Genomic DNA, 17,897 nt, shown 5'->3' with positions numbered 1-17,897 from the left:
TGAAGCGAGAAAGGGGTCGCCGAGCCATCACCGACACTTAGGCAGGGCCGCCGCGCCTTGTCATCTTTTTAGACGCCACCTCATTCGGCCGGCTGCGGCACCGGCTCCGCCATCGGCTTATGCTCTTCGCCATTGTCGATCAGCCGCCCGAACTTGCGCGCGACCCAGCTTTCCATGTCGATCGCCAGGCTGAACAGCGACGGCACCAGCAACAGCGTCAGGATGGTCGAGAAGATCAGCCCGCCCATCACCGAGATGCCCATCGGCGCGCGCCAGCTGCCGTCGCCCGACAGCGACAGCGACACCGGCACCATGCCCGCCACCATCGCCACGGTGGTCATCACGATCGGTTGCGCCCGCTTGTGCCCGGCCTCGATGATCGCCTCGTTCTTCTCGGTGCCATGGTCCATCATCTCAACCGCGAAATCGATCAGCAGGATCGAATTTTTGGCGACGATTCCGAACAGCATGAGGATGCCGATGAACACCGGCAGCGACAACGGAGTCCCGGTCAGGTGCAGCGCGATCGCCGCACCCAGCGGAGCCAGCAGCAGCGATCCCATGTTGACGAACGGCGACAGGAACCGGCGGTAAAGCAGCACCAGCACCGCGAACACCAGCAGCACGCCTGACGCCAGCGCGATGATGAAATAATAAATCAGTTCACCTTGCCACTTCTGGTCGCCAAGCTCCAGCTTGACGATGCCATGGGGCAGGTCCTTGACCGCCGGCAGCTCACCGATCTTTTTCCACGCCTCACTCGACACCACGCCTGGTGCGAGGTCCGCGCCAACAGCCAGACGGCGGACCTGGTTCGTCCGCTGGACCTGTGCCGGCCCCGACCCAAAGCCGATGTCGGCGACCGCCTTGAGCGGCACCCAGCCGCCATTGGCGGTCGGCACCGGCAGATTCTCGAGCGTCGCAAGGTCGCGCCGGTCGTTCTGGGACAGTGACACCGTGATCGGAACCTGCCGGTCGGACAGCGAAAATTTCGCGCTGTTCTGCGCGATATCCCCGATCGTCGCGATGCGAATCGTCTGGCTCAGGGCGGCGGTGGTGACGCCGAGCTTCGCCGCAAGGTCGAAATGCGGCTTGATCGTGATCTCCGGCCGGACCTGTTCGCCCATCACGCGCGGCGCGCGGAGCAGGTTGATCGACTGCATCTGCTGGGCGATCTTGTCCGCCGCCGCCGCCAGCGCGACCGGGTCTTCGCCGCCCAGGAACAACATGATGTCGCGGCCGCCGCCGCCGGGCCCACCGCCATTGGGGGCGCGCACCGTAACCTGCGCGTCGGGGATGTCGGCCAGCTTGGGCGCCACTGCCCGCCGGAACTCGCTCGACGTCTTGACCCGATCTTTCTTGAGCGTGACGTTGAGATAGCCCGAGCCGACGTAGATCCGTTCAAATACTTGTTGGACATCGGGATCGCGCTGGATCAGCGCCGCGGCGTTGTCGGCTACCCCCTCGGTCTGGGCCAGCGTCGCGCCCGGCGCCATGCGGATCTGGATCGACGCATCATTGTCGTTGGTATCGGGCTGGAACGTCATCTTGAGCGTGGCAATCAGGACAATAGTCAGGATCAACGCCGCGAAACTGACCCCGACCATCCAGATACGATGATCGCGGAAATAGGACAGCAGCCAGCCGCGCTTGCCCGGGTGCTCGGCGCGATAGGCGTCGGCCCGCTCGGTCGACAGCGTCCAGCGCAGCAGGTTGAGATAGCGCCCCATCGTTGGCCCGGCGGCATGGTCCTGCTCGCCGTGTGACTTGAGGAAATAAGCGGCGATCAGCGGCGTGATCATCCGTGCGACGAGCAGGCTCATGAACACCGAGATGACGACGGTATAGCCGAAGCTCTTGAAGAACTGCCCAGAAATGCCCGGCATCAACGCCACCGGCAGGAACACGGCGATGATCGACATGGTCGTCGCCAGCACCGCCAGCCCGATTTCGTCGGCGGCATCGATTGACGCCTGATAGGCGGTCTTGCCCATTCGCATGTGCCGGACGATATTCTCGATCTCGACAATCGCATCGTCGACCAGCACGCCTGCGACCAGGCTCATCGCCAGCAGCGACAGGAAATTGAGGTTGAGCCCGAGCAGGCTCATGAACCAGAACGTCGGGATCGCCGACAGCGGGATGGCAAGCGCCGAAATCGCCGTCGCGCGGCCGTCGCGCAGGAACAGATAAACCACCAGCACGGCGAGGATCGCGCCTTCGAACAGCGCCTCGATCGACGAGTGATATTGGCCCCGTGTATAATCGACGTTGTTGGAAATCTCGCTGAAGTGGATGCGCGGATCCTCCTTCTCCAGCTTTTTCATATCCTTCCAGACGCCGTCATAAACGTCGAGATCGGACGTCCCCGAGGACCGCTGGACATTGAAGCTGATGACCTGCTTGCCGCGCAGCTTGGCCATCGTGCGCTGTTCGGAATAGCTGTCCTCGACCTTGGCGATGTCGGCCAGCTTGACCGTCCGCCCGCCGCCGGCGACGATGTCGGTCTGCGATAGGTCATAGGCGGTCTTGGTATTGCCCAGCACGCGCACCGATTGTTCGGATCCGGCGATTTCGGCCCGCCCGCCGGTCGCGTTGGTGTTGACCTGGCGCAGCTGGGCGTTGACCTGCGATGCCGTAATCCCCTGCGACTGCAGCGCTGCCGGGTTGAGAATGACGCGAATCTGGCGATCGACACCGCCCTCGCGCGATACGGCTGCAACGCCGCTGACGCCGCGCAGACGCCGCGAGACGTCATTGTCGACATACCAGCTAAGCTCTTCCAGGCTCATGTCGGTGGTTTCGGCGGCGACGAAGGTGATCGGATCGCCGGCGATGTCGACCCGCTGGACCTGCGGCTCGAGGATACCGTCGGGCAGGTCGCCCCGGACCTGGGCGATGGCGTCGCGTACGTCGTTGACCGCGCGATCGGTCGCCGTGCCGATCTGGAACTGGACGAACGTCTGGCTATTGCCCTCGCGCACCGAGCTGTCGATTTCGTCGACCCCGTTGACGCCGCGGACCGCCGCCTCGATCTTCTGCGTGACCTGCGTCTCCATCTCCGATGGCGCGGCACCCGGCTGGGAGATGGTGATGATGGCGGCGGGGAAGTCGATGTCGGGATTGTTGGTGACGCTCATCCCGCGAAATGCGATCACCCCGGCCAGCAGCAACCCGATGAAGAAGACGATCGGCGGGACCGGGTTGCGAATGCACCAGGACGAAATGTTGCGAAAACTCATGGCGCGATGTGCCTTGTGGTCGGATCAGCGTGGTCGGATCAGCGGGCGACGGTGCGGGTCGGCTTGACGGTCTGCCCGGGATTGAGGAACGGCCCGGCGGACAGCACGACGGCTTCCTGTCCGGACAGGCCGCTGGCGATCGTCACGCCAGCGGCGCTGACTTCGCCGATCTTGATCGCGCGCCGCTCGACGGCTTTCTTCGCGTTGACGACATAGACATAATTGCCCTGCGCGTCGCTCAGCACGGCACTTTGCGGGAGGATCGGCGCGGTGGTCGTGCCGGCGGTGATGCGGGCCTCGGCGAATCCACCCGGCCGGATCGAGTTCGCATAGGGGATGGCGATGCGGACCTCGCCTTGGCGCGACTGCGGGTCGATCACCGGTGCAACCAGCGCCACCGATCCGGCGATCGGCTGTCCGGCACCAAGCGGGGTCACGCTCGCCGGCATGCCGACGCGAACCGAGGCGAGATCGCCCTGCGACATCGACGCACGCATTTCCATCTCGCCACCCAGCGCCAGCCGGAACAGCGCGCCGCTGCCCGGGCTGACGATCTGGCCGACTTCGATGTTGCGCGCCAGAATCAGGCCGCTGGTCGGCGCGCGAATGTCGAGCTGGCCGAGTTGCGCGCGAGCCGCGCCATATTGGGCCTGAACCACCCGCACCTGTGCCCGCGCCGAATCGCGGCTGGCGCGCTTGGCGTCGAGGTCCGCCTTGGACACGAAGCCACCGGCAACTAGCCCTAGCGCGCGATCATAATTGGACTGGGCCAGCGCGGCATTGGCCTTCGCCGCTTCGATCTGGGCAGCGATCTGGGCCGCCTGCTGCACCTGGACGGAGCGGTCGACCGTCGCCAGCACCTGCCCGGCGCCGACCCAGCTGCCGGCATCAACCAGCACCCTGGTTACGCGTCCGCCGACGCCGGCGACGCCAACCGGCTGGTCGCGCCGAGCCGCCAGCGCGCCCGAGGCCGTAATCACTCGCCCGACCGAACGTTGCCCCGGCACGATCACGGTTACCGTCGGCACTTGGCCGCTCTTGCTGTCGCCCGCAGCGGGGATAGCAGTGCGCGAGCGCTTCATCATCGCCACCGCAACGGCAGCAATGACCAGTGCGATTACCGCGACCGCGATGATCAGCGTGCGCCGACGCTTCGAGCGATCGACGACGATCAGCCGTTGCGATGGATCGAAATTCGATTCCCGATTCATGTCCGCCATCTTCTCCGGGCCCGTCGATCGGCCACGACCGGCCTGTGGAACTGTATTAGCCAAATAACGCAGTTGCAGCAACTGGCATCGCCTCGCGACTGGCAAAAGCCTTTTTCGACTAACGGCGGCACTCCCGTTATGAACGGGCGTTGGCACCACGTCGCGTTGGGCTGTGCCCGCCACAAAAGGGGAGTAAATTATGCTGAGTGGACATAGTTGGCTGGCATGGATCATCATCGGCGGCATCGCGGGTGCGATCGCCAAGGCGCTGATGCCGGGCCGCGATCCGGGCGGCTGCATCATCACGATCATCCTTGGCATCGCCGGTGCGGTGGTCGCGGGCTATCTTGGCCAAGCCCTCAATCTGTACAAGCCGGGCGATCCGGTCGGATTCATTGGCGCGGTAATCGGTGCCTTCATCATCCTGTTCATCTATCGAATGATCGCGGGCCGACGCGGACTCTGAGCCGAAGCGAACGACCGTTCAGCCACAAGCCATCCCGCCCCGTCCAGCGTGGCGGGATGGCTGACCTATGGAGAGTGTGATGAAGAGATTGTTTGCGGTCCCGGCTCTGCTTGCTGGCACGATGCTGCTGCCGACCGCTGCCGTCGCCCAGCCCGCCCCGGCGGCGATCCAGTCGCTCGCCGGCACCCGGCTCGACATCAGCGCGACCGGCGAGGTCAGCCGGGTGCCCGACATCGCCACCATTTCCGCCGGGGTTACGACTCAGGCGGTGTCGGCAAGCGATGCAATCGGCCAGAATGGGGCGCGAATGGAAAAGGTGCGCGCGGCCCTGAAGCGCGCCGGAGTCGCCGATCGCGATATCCAGACGGCCACGCTCAACCTTTCGCCGCAATATAAATATGGCGACAACCAGCCGCCGCTGCTGACCGGGTACCAGGCGTCGAACCAGCTGTCGGTCCGTTTTCGCGACATCCGCACGTCGGGCAAAATCATTGACGCGCTCGTTGCCCAGGGTGCCAACCAGATCAACGGGCCAAGCCTGTCGCTCGACAAGCCCGAGGAAGCGCTAGACGAGGCCCGCGCCCGAGCGATCGCGACCGGTCGCGCCCGCGCCGACCTTTATGCACGCTCGCTTGGCATGCGCGTCGTGCGGGCGATCTCGGTGAGTGAAAGTGGCGGTTACGCGCCGCCCCCGCCGCGTCCGATGGTGATGATGGCCAAGGCTGAAAGTGCAGATGCCAGCACCTCGGTGGATCCTGGCGAACAGCAGGTCCAGATTACCGTCGCGATGAGCTTCGAGCTGCAATAGACACAAAAAAGGCCGCGTGGCTCGTGCCGCGCGGCCTCCTTGGGTTGCGATTACAGCGCTTAACGCACCGAACCGCGACGAACTAGGTTGACGATCGCCAGCAGGACGATGGCACCCAGCAGCGAGTAGAGGAACGTCTGTACCGTAATGGCATTGTTAAGCGAGGCGCTGCCCCCGAAGATGAACCCGGCAATGGCGGCGCCGACGATGCCGACGATGACATTGAGGACAATGCCCTGCTGACCGTCGGTGCGCATGACCATGCTGGCGAGCCAGCCGCAAACGCCACCGACTACCAGCCAAATGATGAGACCCATGGTTTTCCCTCCTGTTACGTAGCCGTCGAAACGACCTTCCGGCATCAAGACGCGCGATGCGCACGTCTTGTTCCGCAGGAGAAATGCTTTGTCTAGTGTCGGGTCCGAAACAATCAGCAGAGCAGATCGAACGATCAGCGCTCGCCCGATCTACCTTTAGTAGCGCTGCTGGCGCTCATACTGGTCGCGATATTGCTTGATTCGGGTTACGCGCAGCCCGGGCATGCCGCTGCGATCCACCGCGCGCTGCCAGCTGGTGAATTCCTCGAGGCTCAGCGTGTAGCGCTTGCACGCATCGTCGACGCTGAGCAGGCCACCGGCCACCGCCGCGACCACTTCGGCCTTGCGGCGCACGACCCACCGCGTCGTTCCCGCCGGCGGCAACGAGTCCAGCGTGAGCGGCTCGCCGAGCGGCCCGATGACCTGGGCAGGCCTGATTTTCTGGTTCTCGAGCATACTCGTCCTTAAACCTGTCGTTTCCTGTTGCCGTTGACCCTGTTTAACCGGGGGCCTTGAAGATATTCATAAGGCCGCTGGTAAACGCGCTCGTCATTATTCCTTGCCGTTCGTTAACCGTATCCGAGCCGGCTTTGCGAAAGTGCCGCCAAGCGTGGCCAACGCGTCGTTCCATCCCTCGCTGGCCGACAGATAGCAGGCGATCGCCTGCTTGCGGGTACTGGTCGGTGCGTTGCCTGCCAGCAGTCGGGCGAGTTCGTCGGACTCGACCGGTGTCGCACCGGATGCATCGAAATGGCCTTCGAACCGCGACAAATGCGCCCCCTGCTCGTCCTTGTATCCAGTCGATCTAGAAGTTCCGGGTGAACATCGGGTAAAGGCCCGTGACGATGACCGCTTCACCCCTTCCCGATTTTGCGCTCGATCGCCCCGCCGTGGGCGCGCGGATTGTTGTCGCCATGTCGGGCGGGGTCGATAGTTCGGTCGTCGCAGCGCTCGCCGCGCGCACCGGCGCCGAGGTCATCGGCGTCACGCTCCAGCTTTATGACTATGGCGAGGCGGTGAAGCGTTCGGGTTCGTGCTGCGCCGGGCAGGACATCTACGACGCGAAGACGGTCTGCGACCGCCTGGGCATCGCCCATTACGTGCTCGACTATGAAAGCCGTTTCCGCACGCAGGTAATCGACCGCTTCGCCGACGAATATGCCCAGGGCCGCACCCCCGTCCCCTGTTCGCTGTGCAACCAGGGGGTCAAGTTCACCGACCTGATCTGTTTCGCCCGCGATCTTGGCGCCGATTGCCTCGCCACTGGCCACTATGTCCGGCGATTACTCGGCGACGATGGTCGCGCCCAGCTGTGGCGCGGGCGCGACCCAGCGCGCGACCAGAGCTATTTTCTCTACGGCACCACTGCCGAACAGCTCGATTTCCTCCGCTTCCCGCTCGGCGAGCTGCCGAAGAGTGCGGTCCGCGCCATCGCCGAGGAGGCCGGCCTGACCGTCGCCGCCAAGCCCGACAGCCAGGACATCTGTTTCGTCCCCGACGGCGACTATGCCGGGCTGGTTAAGCGGCTGCGCCCCGAGACCGCCGCGCCGGGCGAGATCGTCGACCTCGCCGGGCGCCCGCTCGGCCACCACGATGGCGTCGTCCATTTCACCGTCGGCCAGCGCCGCGGGATCGACATCGGTGGCCAGCCCGAGCCGCTCTACGTTGTCCGCATCGAGCCCGACACGCGCCGCCTGGTCGTCGGCCCGCGCCGCGCGTTGGCGGTTGCCGCTGCCCAGGTCGAAGACATCAACTGGCTCGGCGAAGGACAGCGCGCCGTCACCGCCAAGGTCCGCTCGCTCGCCCAGCCGGTCCCGGCCGAATGGGACGGCGCGTGGCTGCGCTTCGCTGCGCCCGAATATGGCGTTTCGCCCGGCCAGTCGGCGGTGTTCTATAAAGGCGAGCGGCTGCTCGGCGGCGGGACCATCACGATGACGATGGCCGCTGACCTCGCCGTCGCCGCGTGACCGCGCCCTATCTGCTCGTCGACGTGTTCGGCACGGCACCTTTTTCGGGCAATCCGCTGCCGGTCATCGCTCAGGCCGACGCGCTCGACCCAGCGGAAATGCAGCGCATCACGCGCTGGTTCGGCTATTCCGAAACTGCTTTCTTGGTCGCGCCGACCGATCCGGCAGCGGATTATCGCACCCGCATCTTCACACTCGACCGCGAATTGCCGTTTGCCGGCCATCCGACGCTCGGCTCGTGCCACGCCTGGCTCGCTGGTGGCGGGATGCCGGCCAATCCGGACCGTATCGTCCAGCAATGCGGTGCCGGGCTGGTCGAGTTGCGCCGCTCGGATGACAGCCTCGCCTTCGCCGCGCCGCCGCTGATCCGCTCGGGGCCGGTCCACGAAACCGATCTCGCCGCCGTCACCGAGTTCCTGCGCATCGACCGCGCCGAGATCGTCGAGGCGCAGTGGATCGACAATGGACCCGGCTGGATCGGGGTGCGCCTCGCCTCCGCCGACGCCGTGCGAGCCCTGAGACCGCCGCCGCACTGGCCGCAGCGGATCGAGGTCGGGGTCGTCGGCCTCCACCAACCAGGCAGCAGATACGCCTATGAAGTGCGCGCCTTCTTCAGCGACAAGCGTGGCGAGATCATCGAGGACCCGATCACCGGCAGCCTCAACGCCTCGCTCGCCCAGTGGCTGACCGGCAGCGGCCTCGTCACCCCGCCCTATCTCGCGCGCCAGGGCACCGCGATCGACCGCGACGGCCGCGTCCACATCAATCGCGATAGCAGCGGCACGATCTGGGTTGGTGGGCACACGGTGACGATTGCGAGCGGGACTCTGCTCCCGGGCTGATGCCCCATCGAGCGCAAAAGCAAGGTCCGAAACGGATCAAAGCTCAGGAGATGGGCAATGCGAAATGCTCTAGGGTCGTTGGATGATGATCCAGCCGATCGCCGGTGCCGACATCGCCGCCCCCGACGTCAATAGTCGTACCGCGGCGCGACGCTCGCTGTTCGTCACGGCGACGCTCCACGCGGATCGGGAAGAAATGGCGGTGCGGATCCGCAACCTGTCGGAATTTGGCGTGCTGCTCGAGGGACCGGTGCTGCCCCCGGTCGGCACCGCGGTCGTGCTCAGGCGCGGTGCGTTGCGCGCGGACGGTATCGTCGCTTGGCGGGAGCCCTCGCGCTGCGGATTGTCGGTGACGGCACCGCTGCGCCTGGAGGAATGGCTCGGGCGTACAGGCGGTGCGTCGCCGCGGCCAGCGCCCATACCCCCGCTCCTGGACGGCCCCGCGATCGAGACATCCTTGCCGACAGAGGCTGATTCGCTGCTGAGGCTGCTCGACGACCTCAGCACCGTCCTTCATGCCGACATCAGCCCGCGCCAAAATGCCCGGCCCTTGGCCTTGGTCGCCGAGATCAAGCGACGCTTGTTCGCTCAGGCGACGCCGGCCCGCTAATTATCGCGCCTGCTCGGTGATTCGCGACGGAAGCATCGTCTCGCGGTCGGTGTGGCCCTCGGGGTCGAGGTGCATCAATATCTCGGTGTCGGGAAAGCGTACCTGCAGCGCCTCCTCGACCCGGTCCATCCGGTCATGCGCCTCGCGCACCGTCCAGTCGCCCGGCACCCATACATGAAACTGGACGAAGCGATGCGTGCCGCTGCTGCGCGTTCGCAAATCGTGCAGCCCGGCGAGCTCGGGATAGGCCCTCGCCGTCTCGAGGAAAGCATCGCGCTGCTCCTGCGGCCATTCGCGATCCATCAACTGCGACAGCGCATGGCTCAACGACCTATACGCCCCCAACGCCAGCCACGCCGCGAGAATCAGCCCAAACACCGCATCCGCCCCGCGCAGGTGGAGATACTGCTCCAGCGCCAGCGCGACGATGACCGCGCCGTTAAGGAGCAGGTCGGACTGGTAGTGCAACTTGTCGGTGGCGATCGCGAGCGATCCGGTGCTGCGCACTACGCGCGCCTGATACGTCGTCAGCGCGAGCGTCACGAAAATCGCGATCAAAGACACGCCCATGCCGAGTCCGGCACGGGAAGTCAGTTCGCCATGCAGCAGCCGCTGGACCGACCGCGCTGCGATCGCCGCCGCCGACACGCCGATGATGAACACTTGGGCAAGCGCAACCAGCGCCTCGGCCTTGCCATGGCCGAAGCGGTGGTCGTGGTCGGCCGGCTGAGCGGCGACGCGGACTCCGAACAGCGTGACCAGGCTGGCGAGCAGGTCGAGCGCGGAATCCGCCAGACTACCAAGCATCGCCACCGACCCGGTCTGCGCCGCCGCATAGCTCTTCAGGGCAATGAGGAAGAGCGCGCTGCCGACGCTGGCCAGCGCGGCGCGAGTCGACAGCGACGAGCGCTCTCCATGCGCGAGATAATTGTGCCCTGCGCCGCTCATGGATAGAGCAGCCCCTCGTCCCAGCCATCGCCATCGCGCGTGAACAGCCGCCGCTCGTGCAGCCGGTGCGCCCGGTCCTGCCAAAATTCGATCCGCTCGGGCGTCACGTGAAAGCCGGACCAGCGTGGCGGGCGCGGCACGTCGCCATCCTTGAACCGGTCGCGCACTTCGTCGAACCGCGCTTCGAACAGGTCGCGCGATTCCATTGGGCGCGACTGGTCGCTGGCCCACGCGCCGAGCCGCGAATCGCGACTACGGCTGGCGAAATAGGCGTCCGCCTCGGCGTCCGACACTGCGCTGACCGGCCCCTCGATCCGGACTTGGCGGCGGATGCTCTTCCAGTGGAACAGCAGCGCGGCGACCGGATGGTCCGCCAGCTCGCCGCCCTTGCGACTGTCGAGGTTGGTGTAGAACACGAATCCCTCCGGCCCATGCCCTTTCAGCAGTACCATCCGCGACGACGGCCGCCCATCCGCCGCGACCGTCGCCAGCGCCATCGCCTCGGGATCGTTGGGTTCGCTCACTTTCGCTTCAGAGAACCAGATGTCGAACAGGGCGAAGGGATCGTCGGACATGCGCGTGTCTTAGTCGCTGCAGGTGACGCGCCGCAACATGCTTGGCAACAAGGCATGCCGAACCCATCTGGCCGACGCTGTGTTATGTGCGTAAGGAACCGCATGGATTTATACCAACGACTGGGGATCAAGCGCGACGCGACCGAGGCCGAGGTCAAGAAAGCCTATCGCAGCCTCGCCAAGCAGCTCCACCCCGACCGCAACACCGACAATCCCAACGCCGCCGATCGCTTCGCCCAGGTGACGCAGGCCTATGACCTCTTGTCCGACAAGGACAAACGCGCGCGCTATGACCGCGGCGAGATCGACGAGGACGGCAATCCCAAGAGCCCGTTCGGTGGCGGCGGCTATGGCGGACCGCGTCCCGGCGGTGCGCCCGAGGGCTTCCCCGGCGGCGGGTTCGACCAGGGCCAGGGGCCCGACCTCAGCGACCTGTTCGAAGGCCTGTTCGGCGGCGCCCAGCAGGGTCGCGCCGGCGCGGGCGGCGGTTTCTCCGGCTTCGGCCGACGCAGCGCCCCACCGGCCAAAGGTGCAGACGTCGCCTATCGTCTCAAGGTCCCGTTCGTCGATGCCGCCACGATGAAGCCCCAGCGAGTCACGCTCGCCGGCGGCCGCACGCTCGACCTCAAGCTTCCCAACGGGGTCGAGGACGGCGCCAAGATCCGCCTCTCCGGCCAGGGCCAGGAAGGCGCCGGCGGCAAGGGCGATGCGATCGTTTCGATCGAGATCGCCGGCCACGCCTTTTTCACGCGCGACGGCAATAATATTCGCCTCAGCCTCCCAGTCACGCTGACCGAGGCGGTGCTCGGCGCCAAGGTCAAGGTGCCGACCCCCGACGGCCCGGTAATGCTCTCGGTCCCGCCGGGCAGCTCGTCGGGCAAGGTCCTCCGCCTCAAGCACCGCGGCTTCACTGACAAGGCCGGGGTTCGCGGCGACCAGCTGGTCACGCTCGCCGTCGATCTCCCCGCCAGCGATGCTGCGCTCGAGGCCTTCGCCAACGATTGGACCGGCGGCGGCAACCCCAGAGCTTCGCTTGGAGTTTAGCCTTCAGCCATGCTGACCGTCTCCCCCCAGTCGCCCGAGGAACGGCGCAAGCGGCTCGCCGGCCTGCGCGCGCGGTTCGGAGAAGACGTCGCCGAGCGATTCCATCCGAAGCTCTCGCCCTGGGCAGTAGTAAAACGGGTCGCGATCGGCGTCTATTCGGACGGCTTCATCCATGCCGGGAACCTCGCTTATCTCGCCGTCCTGGCGCTGTTCCCGTTCTTCATCCTCGCCGCCGCCGTCGCCCATCTGTTCGGCCAAAGCCAGGACGCGATCCTGACCGTCAACAACGTCCTGCACCGCCTGCCGCCCAACGTAGCCGACATCCTGCGCGATCCGATTCGCGAAGTGCTGACCGTGCGGACCGGCGCCTTGCTGTGGTTCGGCGGGGCGGTCGGGCTGTGGACCGCGGCGAGCTTCGTCGAGACGATCCGCGACATCCTGCGCCGCAGCTATGGCGTGCAGCACAGCGCACCCTTCTGGACCTATCGCTTGGGCTCGATCGCGTTGATCATGGGCGCGGTGATCATCATGATGCTCGCGCTGGGCGCGTCGGTCGTGTTGGCGTCGCTCCACCAGGCGATCATCACTTGGTTTCCCTTCGCCGACGGCATCGTCACCCGGGTCGGCTTCTATCGCGTCGCCCCGGCCGTCACCCTCTACGTCACCTTCTACTTCCTGTTCCTCGCGCTGACCCCGTCGCGCTATCGCAAGATGAGTTGCCGCAAATGGCCCGGCGCGCTGTTCGTCACCGCCTGGTGGCTGGTTGTGGTCGAACTGCTGCCCCAAGTCATCGGCTGGTTCGGCGGCTATCAGAAGACGTACGGCAGCCTGGCCGGCGTGATGGTCGCGCTGATCTTCTTCTTTCTCGCCGGGCTGGGCGTGACGATTGGCGCCGAATTGAACGCCGCGCTGGCGGATGCGGGCGGCAAGGCGCTAAGGGGCGAAATCTATTCGGGACCATATAGCGACGAGCTGGAGGTCGAGGAGCCGCAGCCGGGCGAAGATGCTTCACCCGAACCGCTCGCGGTGACTCCGGTCACGCCGATGACGAAAGGGAGTGAAGCATGAGCGGATTGATGGCGGGGATGCGCGGGCTGATCATGGGCCTCGCCAACGACCGCTCGCTCGCCTGGGGCATCGCCAAGGCGCTTCACGAGCATGGCGCGGAACTGGCGTTCTCCTATCAGGGCGAAGCGATCGAGAAGCGCGTCCGCCCGCTCGCCGCCGAACTCGGCTCCGACCTGCTGATCGACTGCGATGTCAGCGACATGGCAGCGCTCGACGCCGCCTTTGCCGCGCTCAAGACAAAATGGGACAGCCTCGACTTCGTCGTCCACGCCATCGGCTTCTCCGACAAGAACGAACTGCGCGGCAAATATGTCGAGACCAGCCTCGACAATTTCCTGATGACGATGAACATCTCGGTCTACAGCTTCGTCGCCGTCGCCCAGCGCGCGCGGGCGATGATGAAGCCCGGCGGATCGCTCCTCACCTTGACCTATTATGGCGCGGAAAAGGTCATCCCCCACTACAACGTCATGGGCGTCGCCAAGTCGGCGCTCGAGACCAGCGTCAAGTACATGGCCGCCGACCTCGGCCCCGACGGCATCCGCGTCAACGCGATTAGCGCCGGCCCGATCAAGACGCTCGCCGCCAGCGGCATCGGCGACTTCCGCTACATCATGAAGTGGAACGAATATAATTCGCCGTTGCGTAGGAACGTGACGATTGAGGATGTCGGGGGTGCGGGATTGTATCTGCTATCAAACCTCGCCTCAGGCGTGACCGGCGAAATCCACCACGTCGACGCCGGCTACAACGTCATCGGCATGAAAGCCGAAGACGCGCCGGATATCAGCACCGTCTGAAAGCTGAAGGCGGCAACCCTCGCCGGGCAGCTGCCTTCACCAGGGCTTGCGCGATCACTCGCGCAACGGATGCCGAAATCCTATGGTTTAATCTAGATCAAGAGCGTATCGCAGCAAAACTGTCGAAATGACAGCGAGTGCCTTGGGCGTCAGGCTGGAGAGGTACGTTATGTCGAGATTTTTTAGAGCTCTTGCATTTTCCTCGGCGTTGATCGCAACCACGGCCCCTGCCGACGTTCCGCGAACTCAACCCGATCAATCCTTGCAGCAACTGGCGCGGCAACTGGAACCGTACAAGAGCGTGGCATACGCCCGAAGCCATGGCTATGTTCAAGGGTCGGGATGCGAGGCTCACCCAATACTTGGCACGATGGGTCACCATTATGTGAACCCCCGGCTCCTGGGTTTGACCGCGCCCGTCAACGGGCGGGTCAACGGAACTGGAACCTATACGGGGGTCGAACCGCCAGCAGTGCTGCTTTATCTTCCTGACGGCCAGGGTGGTTTGAAACTCGTTGGGATCGAACTCCTTGTCTTTGCGCAGGCATGGGACGCCAGCAACAAGAAGCCCCCGAGCTATCGCGGCCGGGAGTATAACTACATGGCTGACAATCCAGCTACCCCGCAGGATGAGGCGCACGGCTTCATGCCGCATTACGATCTGCATATATGGCTGTTCGAACATAATCCGAGCGGCTTGTACGCGCAGTGGAACTCGTCAATCAGTTGCGGCGTCGGAGTTTTCCGCCATGTCGGAGGCTGACGCGCCAATTGTCGCGCTGGCCAAGGCTGCTTCGTCGTGAGCGGTAAAGGTAGCCTGCAAGTTTTTTGATTCGCAGCAGGGGTTTGCGACCGGCTGTGACGGAGTTGTGCAGGCTACTGGCTTTCGTCGACCGGCCAGCGGCCTGTTGCCTCAGCGTAAGTTTTGCCCAGCGGCTCAAGACGCGAACGGGTCCCTCACGAGAATCGTGTCGTCCCTCTGCGGCGACGTGCTCACCAGCGCCACCGGGCACCTGATCAGCTCCTCCACCCGCCGGACATATTTGATCGCCTGCGCCGGCAAATCGGCCCAGCTGCGCGCCCCCGCCGTCGTGCCCTCCCACCCGTCCATCTCCTCATAGACCGGCTCGACCCGCGCCTGGTCCGCAGCGTGCGGCGGGAGATAGTCGTAGAGCGTCTCGCCGATGCGATAGCCGGTGCAGATCTTAACCCGCTCGAACCCGTCGAGCACGTCGATCTTGGTCAGCGCGATGCCGGTGATGCCGCTGACCGCCGCCGCCTGCCGCACCAGCACCGCGTCGAACCAGCCGCAGCGGCGCTTGCGCCCGGTCACCGTGCCGAACTCATGCCCGCGTTCGCCCAGCCGCTGGCCGGTCGCGTCCTCCAGCTCGGTCGGGAACGGGCCGCTCCCTACCCGCGTCGTATAGGCCTTGACGATGCCCAGCACGAACCCCGCCGCGCCCGGCCCCATGCCGCTGCCCGGCCCGGTCGTCCCCGCCACCGTGTTCGACGAGGTCACGAACGGATAGGTGCCGTGATCGACATCGAGCAGCACGCCCTGCGCGCCTTCGAACAGGATGCGCTTGCCCGCCCGCTGGGCTTCGTCGAGGTCGCGCCACACCGGCTTGGCAAAGGGCAGGACGAAGGCGGCGATCTCGGCCAGTTCGGCGCGCAGCCCCGCGCGGTCGACCGGCGGCTCGCCAAACCCGGCGCGCAGCGCGTCATGGTGGGCGCAGAGGCGATCGAGCTGCGGGTCGAGCTGGTCGAGATGGGCAAGGTCGCACAGCCGGATCGCGCGCCGCCCGACCTTGTCCTCATAGGCTGGACCGATCCCGCGCCGGGTCGTCCCGATCTTGCCCGCGCCGGATGCGTCTTCGCGCAGCGCATCGAGATCACGATGAATGGGCAGGATCAGCGGGCAGGTCTCGGCGATGCGCAGCACGTCGGGGGTGATCGTCACCCCCTGCGCCGACAATTTCTCGACCTCGGCCTTCAATGCCCACGGATCGAGCACCACGCCATTGCCGATGACCGACGGCGTGCCGCGTACGATGCCCGACGGCAGCAGCGACAATTTATAGACCGCATCGCCGACAACCAGCGTGTGCCCGGCGTTATGCCCGCCCTGGAAACGGACGACGACATCGGCCCGGCTGGCGAGCCAGTCGACGATCTTGCCCTTCCCCTCGTCGCCCCACTGCGTGCCGATGACGGTGACATTTCCCACTGTGATCCTTTCAGTTGGGAAGCCCCTAGGGACGGAGCTGTCCCTCGTCCAGTTTGCCGCTCACGAGCAGTAATGAGCCAAAACGGATGCGAATTGAGTTCTTGTTATGTTCTCACTGGCCTATGCTTGCGCGGCACGACGAGGAGTTGGGCGCGCTCAATCGATATCGTGGTCGTTGTCTGAGCGGTGTTATTGGTTCATATTGGTTGTTATTGAAATACAATTTTTGCCGGGAATTTGATATGACCGATGCTGGACGTGTGGTGACGGCAAAGCTGCCAGAGGATGTCGCTGCCCGAATGGACGAGATTGCCGAGCGCATCGAACGCAGCAAGAGTTGGATCGTGCGCGAAGCCGTCGTTCAGTGGTTGGACGAAGAACAGCGGCGATACGCAATGACAATGGATGCGATCAAGGATGTCGACGAGGGCCGCATGATCGATCATGATGATCTCAAAATCTGGGCCGAGCAATCGAAGCGCGATGGACGGACCAAGTCGGCGGCATGAAGCTGGCGTGGTCGGCCTCGGCAAAAGCGGACCTTGGCCGTCTGCACTATTTCCTGGCTAGGCATGACGTCGACACGGCCGACGCGACATTGGACAGTTTGATTGCGACGCCTGAAAAACTCCTCGACTTTCCCAGACGAGGATCGAAATTGAACGAATTCGAGCCGCGCGAAGTTAGGGAATTTCGCGTCGACCTGTATGTCATCCGCTACGAATTGGCGGCTAACGCTATCCGTATCCTGAGGATTTTTCACGCTCGCGAAGGTCGCTTTTGAATCTGACATGATCGTCGGGATGCCGGGCCACTCGACCGCGCGTCGGTTACGTCAGGACAGACTTTAAGCGTCTATACGAAAAAGGCCGCCTTGCTCTCGCAAGACGGCCCTTGTTCTCGGCGCCTCAAACTAGTCGATGACGGGCAAGGTCTCGAACTGGTGGAACGGCGGCGGGCTGGACAGGGTCCATTCCAGCGTCGTCGCGCCTTCGCCCCACGGGTTGTCGCCCGCCTTCTTCCCGGCCGCCAGCGACCAGAACAGGTTGACGAAGAACACCGCCATGCCCGCGATGGTGATCATGTAGCCATAGGTCGAAACCATGTTCCACTTCTCGAACGCCGGGGTGTAATCCGGGATGCGCCGCGGCATGCCGTCGAGGCCGAGGAAGTGCTGCGGGAAAAAGATGATGTTCACGCCGATGAACATCAGCGCGAAATGGAGCTTACCGAGCGGCTCGTTGAGCATCTTCCCGCTCATCTTGGGGAACCAGTAATAGAAGCCGGCGAACAGGGTGAACACTGCGCCGAGGCTGAGCACATAATGGAAGTGCGCGACCACGTAGTAGGTGTCCTGCATATAGGTGTCGACGCCGCCATTGGCGAGCACGACCCCGGTCACGCCGCCGACGGTGAACAGGAAAATGAAGCCGATCGCGAACAGCATCGGCGTTTCGAACGTGATCGACCCGCCCCACATCGTTGCGATCCAGCTGAAGATCTTCACGCCGGTCGGCACCGCGATGATCATCGTCGCGGCAGTGAAATACATCTTCGTGTTCACGTCCATGCCGGTGGTGAACATGTGGTGCGCCCACACGATGAACCCGACCACGCCGATCGCGACCATGGCGTAGGCCATGCCGAGATAGCCGAACACCGGCTTGCGGCTGAACGTCGCGATGATCTGGCTGACCATGCCGAAGCCGGGCAGGATCATGATGTAAACCTCGGGGTGGCCGAAGAACCAGAACAGATGCTCGAACAGGATC

Annotated in this window: 20 protein-coding genes; 11 read left to right on the top strand and 9 right to left on the bottom strand. The window is 64.6% G+C overall.

Annotated elements, in window-relative coordinates; translation table 11 throughout:
- Positions 1 to 80 precede the first annotated feature (80 nt).
- Both RMN84_RS09330 and RMN84_RS09325 read right to left on the bottom strand, forming a co-directional pair.
- Positions 81 to 3,242, bottom strand: coding sequence for an efflux RND transporter permease subunit (locus tag RMN84_RS09330; RefSeq protein ID WP_309611899.1), 3,162 nt, complete (start codon positions 3,240 to 3,242; stop codon positions 81 to 83).
- 38 nt (positions 3,243 to 3,280) lie between these two features.
- Positions 3,281 to 4,453, bottom strand: a complete 1,173-nt coding sequence (locus RMN84_RS09325) for an efflux RND transporter periplasmic adaptor subunit (protein ID WP_309611898.1) — start codon at positions 4,451 to 4,453, stop codon at positions 3,281 to 3,283.
- 199 nt (positions 4,454 to 4,652) lie between these two features.
- Between RMN84_RS09325 and RMN84_RS09320 the strand changes: the two genes are divergently transcribed.
- Both RMN84_RS09320 and RMN84_RS09315 read left to right on the top strand, forming a co-directional pair.
- Positions 4,653 to 4,919, top strand: a complete 267-nt coding sequence (locus RMN84_RS09320; protein ID WP_309611897.1) for a GlsB/YeaQ/YmgE family stress response membrane protein — start codon at positions 4,653 to 4,655, stop codon at positions 4,917 to 4,919.
- 79 nt (positions 4,920 to 4,998) lie between these two features.
- A complete protein-coding gene (locus tag RMN84_RS09315) occupies positions 4,999 to 5,727 on the top strand; it encodes an SIMPL domain-containing protein (protein WP_309611896.1) in 729 nt (242 codons plus the stop codon).
- 59 nt (positions 5,728 to 5,786) lie between these two features.
- On the opposite strand, the gene RMN84_RS09310 is transcribed toward RMN84_RS09315, so the two are convergent.
- The 3 genes from RMN84_RS09310 to RMN84_RS09300 form a co-directional block, all read right to left on the bottom strand.
- Positions 5,787 to 6,044, bottom strand: a complete 258-nt coding sequence (locus RMN84_RS09310; protein ID WP_309611895.1) for a GlsB/YeaQ/YmgE family stress response membrane protein — start codon at positions 6,042 to 6,044, stop codon at positions 5,787 to 5,789.
- Between the two features lie 156 nt (positions 6,045 to 6,200).
- On the bottom strand, positions 6,201 to 6,500 hold the full coding sequence (locus RMN84_RS09305) for a DUF1153 domain-containing protein (protein ID WP_309611894.1): 300 nt from the start codon (positions 6,498 to 6,500) through the stop codon (positions 6,201 to 6,203).
- A 96-nt stretch (positions 6,501 to 6,596) separates the two neighbouring features.
- Positions 6,597 to 6,815, bottom strand: coding sequence for a hypothetical protein (locus RMN84_RS09300; protein WP_309611893.1), 219 nt, complete (start codon positions 6,813 to 6,815; stop codon positions 6,597 to 6,599).
- A 74-nt stretch (positions 6,816 to 6,889) separates the two neighbouring features.
- On the opposite strand from RMN84_RS09300, the gene mnmA reads away from it, so the two are divergent.
- The 3 genes from mnmA to RMN84_RS09285 all read left to right on the top strand — a co-directional run bounded on the left by mnmA (position 6,890) and on the right by RMN84_RS09285 (position 9,463).
- A complete protein-coding gene (gene mnmA / locus RMN84_RS09295; RefSeq protein WP_309611892.1) occupies positions 6,890 to 8,011 on the top strand; it encodes a tRNA 2-thiouridine(34) synthase MnmA in 1,122 nt (373 codons plus the stop codon).
- On the top strand, positions 8,008 to 8,853 hold the full coding sequence (locus RMN84_RS09290; RefSeq protein WP_309611891.1) for a PhzF family phenazine biosynthesis protein: 846 nt from the start codon (positions 8,008 to 8,010) through the stop codon (positions 8,851 to 8,853). The genes mnmA and RMN84_RS09290 overlap by 4 nt, the downstream gene beginning before the upstream one ends.
- 82 nt (positions 8,854 to 8,935) lie before the next feature.
- Positions 8,936 to 9,463 carry a hypothetical protein gene (locus tag RMN84_RS09285; RefSeq protein ID WP_309611890.1) on the top strand — a complete coding sequence of 176 codons (528 nt, stop codon included), beginning with the start codon at positions 8,936 to 8,938 and terminating at the stop codon, positions 9,461 to 9,463.
- Here the strand turns inward: RMN84_RS09285 and RMN84_RS09280 are convergent, their stop codons facing one another.
- Positions 9,464 to 10,411, bottom strand: coding sequence for a cation diffusion facilitator family transporter (locus tag RMN84_RS09280; RefSeq protein WP_309611889.1), 948 nt, complete (start codon positions 10,409 to 10,411; stop codon positions 9,464 to 9,466).
- The gene (gene pdxH, locus RMN84_RS09275) at positions 10,408 to 10,986 is read right to left on the bottom strand and encodes a pyridoxamine 5'-phosphate oxidase (protein ID WP_309611888.1); all 579 of its coding nucleotides are present in this window, start codon (positions 10,984 to 10,986) and stop codon (positions 10,408 to 10,410) included. The genes RMN84_RS09280 and pdxH overlap by 4 nt, the downstream gene beginning before the upstream one ends.
- 102 nt (positions 10,987 to 11,088) lie before the next feature.
- Here pdxH and RMN84_RS09270 point away from each other — a divergent pair, with 102 nt between their 5' ends.
- From RMN84_RS09270 to RMN84_RS09255, 4 genes are all read left to right on the top strand, one after another.
- Complete coding sequence (locus RMN84_RS09270) at positions 11,089 to 12,030, top strand: DnaJ C-terminal domain-containing protein (RefSeq protein WP_309611887.1); 942 nt, start codon at positions 11,089 to 11,091, stop codon at positions 12,028 to 12,030.
- Between the two features lie 9 nt (positions 12,031 to 12,039).
- Positions 12,040 to 13,098: a YihY/virulence factor BrkB family protein gene (locus tag RMN84_RS09265; RefSeq protein WP_309611886.1), complete on the top strand. Its 1,059-nt coding sequence runs from the start codon at positions 12,040 to 12,042 to the stop codon at positions 13,096 to 13,098.
- Positions 13,095 to 13,898 (top strand): enoyl-ACP reductase FabI, encoded by an 804-nt coding sequence (gene fabI / locus RMN84_RS09260; RefSeq protein WP_309611885.1) that lies wholly within the window; start codon positions 13,095 to 13,097, stop codon positions 13,896 to 13,898. The genes RMN84_RS09265 and fabI overlap by 4 nt, the downstream gene beginning before the upstream one ends.
- 385 nt (positions 13,899 to 14,283) lie before the next feature.
- Entirely contained in the window at positions 14,284 to 14,661 is a 378-nt protein-coding gene (locus RMN84_RS09255; RefSeq protein WP_309611884.1) for a hypothetical protein, read from the top strand.
- A 174-nt stretch (positions 14,662 to 14,835) separates the two neighbouring features.
- Here RMN84_RS09255 and RMN84_RS09250 read toward each other — a convergent pair whose 3' ends face one another.
- Positions 14,836 to 16,125, bottom strand: coding sequence for an adenylosuccinate synthase (locus RMN84_RS09250; RefSeq protein WP_309611883.1), 1,290 nt, complete (start codon positions 16,123 to 16,125; stop codon positions 14,836 to 14,838).
- Positions 16,126 to 16,211: 86 nt separating this feature from the next.
- On the opposite strand from RMN84_RS09250, the gene RMN84_RS09245 reads away from it, so the two are divergent.
- Positions 16,212 to 16,634 carry a ribbon-helix-helix domain-containing protein gene (locus RMN84_RS09245; protein WP_309611882.1) on the top strand — a complete coding sequence of 141 codons (423 nt, stop codon included), beginning with the start codon at positions 16,212 to 16,214 and terminating at the stop codon, positions 16,632 to 16,634.
- Positions 16,631 to 16,909: a type II toxin-antitoxin system RelE/ParE family toxin gene (locus RMN84_RS09240; RefSeq protein ID WP_309611881.1), complete on the top strand. Its 279-nt coding sequence runs from the start codon at positions 16,631 to 16,633 to the stop codon at positions 16,907 to 16,909. Before RMN84_RS09245 ends, RMN84_RS09240 begins: the two co-directional genes overlap by 4 nt.
- Positions 16,910 to 17,038: 129 nt before the next feature.
- Here RMN84_RS09240 and RMN84_RS09235 read toward each other — a convergent pair.
- Positions 17,039 to 17,897 (bottom strand): cbb3-type cytochrome c oxidase subunit I (locus tag RMN84_RS09235; protein ID WP_309611880.1); only part of this gene is annotated, 859 nt, incomplete at its 5' end.

The organism is Sphingomonas sp. (genome assembly GCF_031380695.1).
Lineage (GTDB): Bacteria > Pseudomonadota > Alphaproteobacteria > Sphingomonadales > Sphingomonadaceae > Sphingomicrobium.
Note: the sequence above shows the minus strand (reverse complement) of the source record. Positions and strands in the feature narration are given on the sequence as shown.

Bases quoted from the DNA above. Each gene is read 5' to 3' on its own strand.
- RMN84_RS09320 (WP_309611897.1), top strand. From the start codon at position 4,653: ATGCTGAGTGGACATAGTTGGCTGGCATGGATCATCATCGGCGGCATC.
- RMN84_RS09330 (WP_309611899.1), bottom strand. From the start codon at position 3,242: ATGAGTTTTCGCAACATTTCGTCCTGGTGCATTCGCAACCCGGTCCCG.
- RMN84_RS09325 (WP_309611898.1), bottom strand. From the start codon at position 4,453: ATGAATCGGGAATCGAATTTCGATCCATCGCAACGGCTGATCGTCGTC.
- mnmA (WP_309611892.1), top strand. From the start codon at position 6,890: ATGACCGCTTCACCCCTTCCCGATTTTGCGCTCGATCGCCCCGCCGTG.
- RMN84_RS09240 (WP_309611881.1), top strand. From the start codon at position 16,631: ATGAAGCTGGCGTGGTCGGCCTCGGCAAAAGCGGACCTTGGCCGTCTG.
- RMN84_RS09245 (WP_309611882.1), top strand. From the start codon at position 16,212: ATGCGAATTGAGTTCTTGTTATGTTCTCACTGGCCTATGCTTGCGCGG.
- RMN84_RS09265 (WP_309611886.1), top strand. From the start codon at position 12,040: ATGCTGACCGTCTCCCCCCAGTCGCCCGAGGAACGGCGCAAGCGGCTC.
- fabI (WP_309611885.1), top strand. From the start codon at position 13,095: ATGAGCGGATTGATGGCGGGGATGCGCGGGCTGATCATGGGCCTCGCC.
- RMN84_RS09310 (WP_309611895.1), bottom strand. From the start codon at position 6,044: ATGGGTCTCATCATTTGGCTGGTAGTCGGTGGCGTTTGCGGCTGGCTC.
- pdxH (WP_309611888.1), bottom strand. From the start codon at position 10,986: ATGTCCGACGATCCCTTCGCCCTGTTCGACATCTGGTTCTCTGAAGCG.
- RMN84_RS09270 (WP_309611887.1), top strand. From the start codon at position 11,089: ATGGATTTATACCAACGACTGGGGATCAAGCGCGACGCGACCGAGGCC.
- RMN84_RS09280 (WP_309611889.1), bottom strand. From the start codon at position 10,411: ATGAGCGGCGCAGGGCACAATTATCTCGCGCATGGAGAGCGCTCGTCG.
- RMN84_RS09285 (WP_309611890.1), top strand. From the start codon at position 8,936: ATGATGATCCAGCCGATCGCCGGTGCCGACATCGCCGCCCCCGACGTC.
- RMN84_RS09315 (WP_309611896.1), top strand. From the start codon at position 4,999: ATGAAGAGATTGTTTGCGGTCCCGGCTCTGCTTGCTGGCACGATGCTG.
- RMN84_RS09305 (WP_309611894.1), bottom strand. From the start codon at position 6,500: ATGCTCGAGAACCAGAAAATCAGGCCTGCCCAGGTCATCGGGCCGCTC.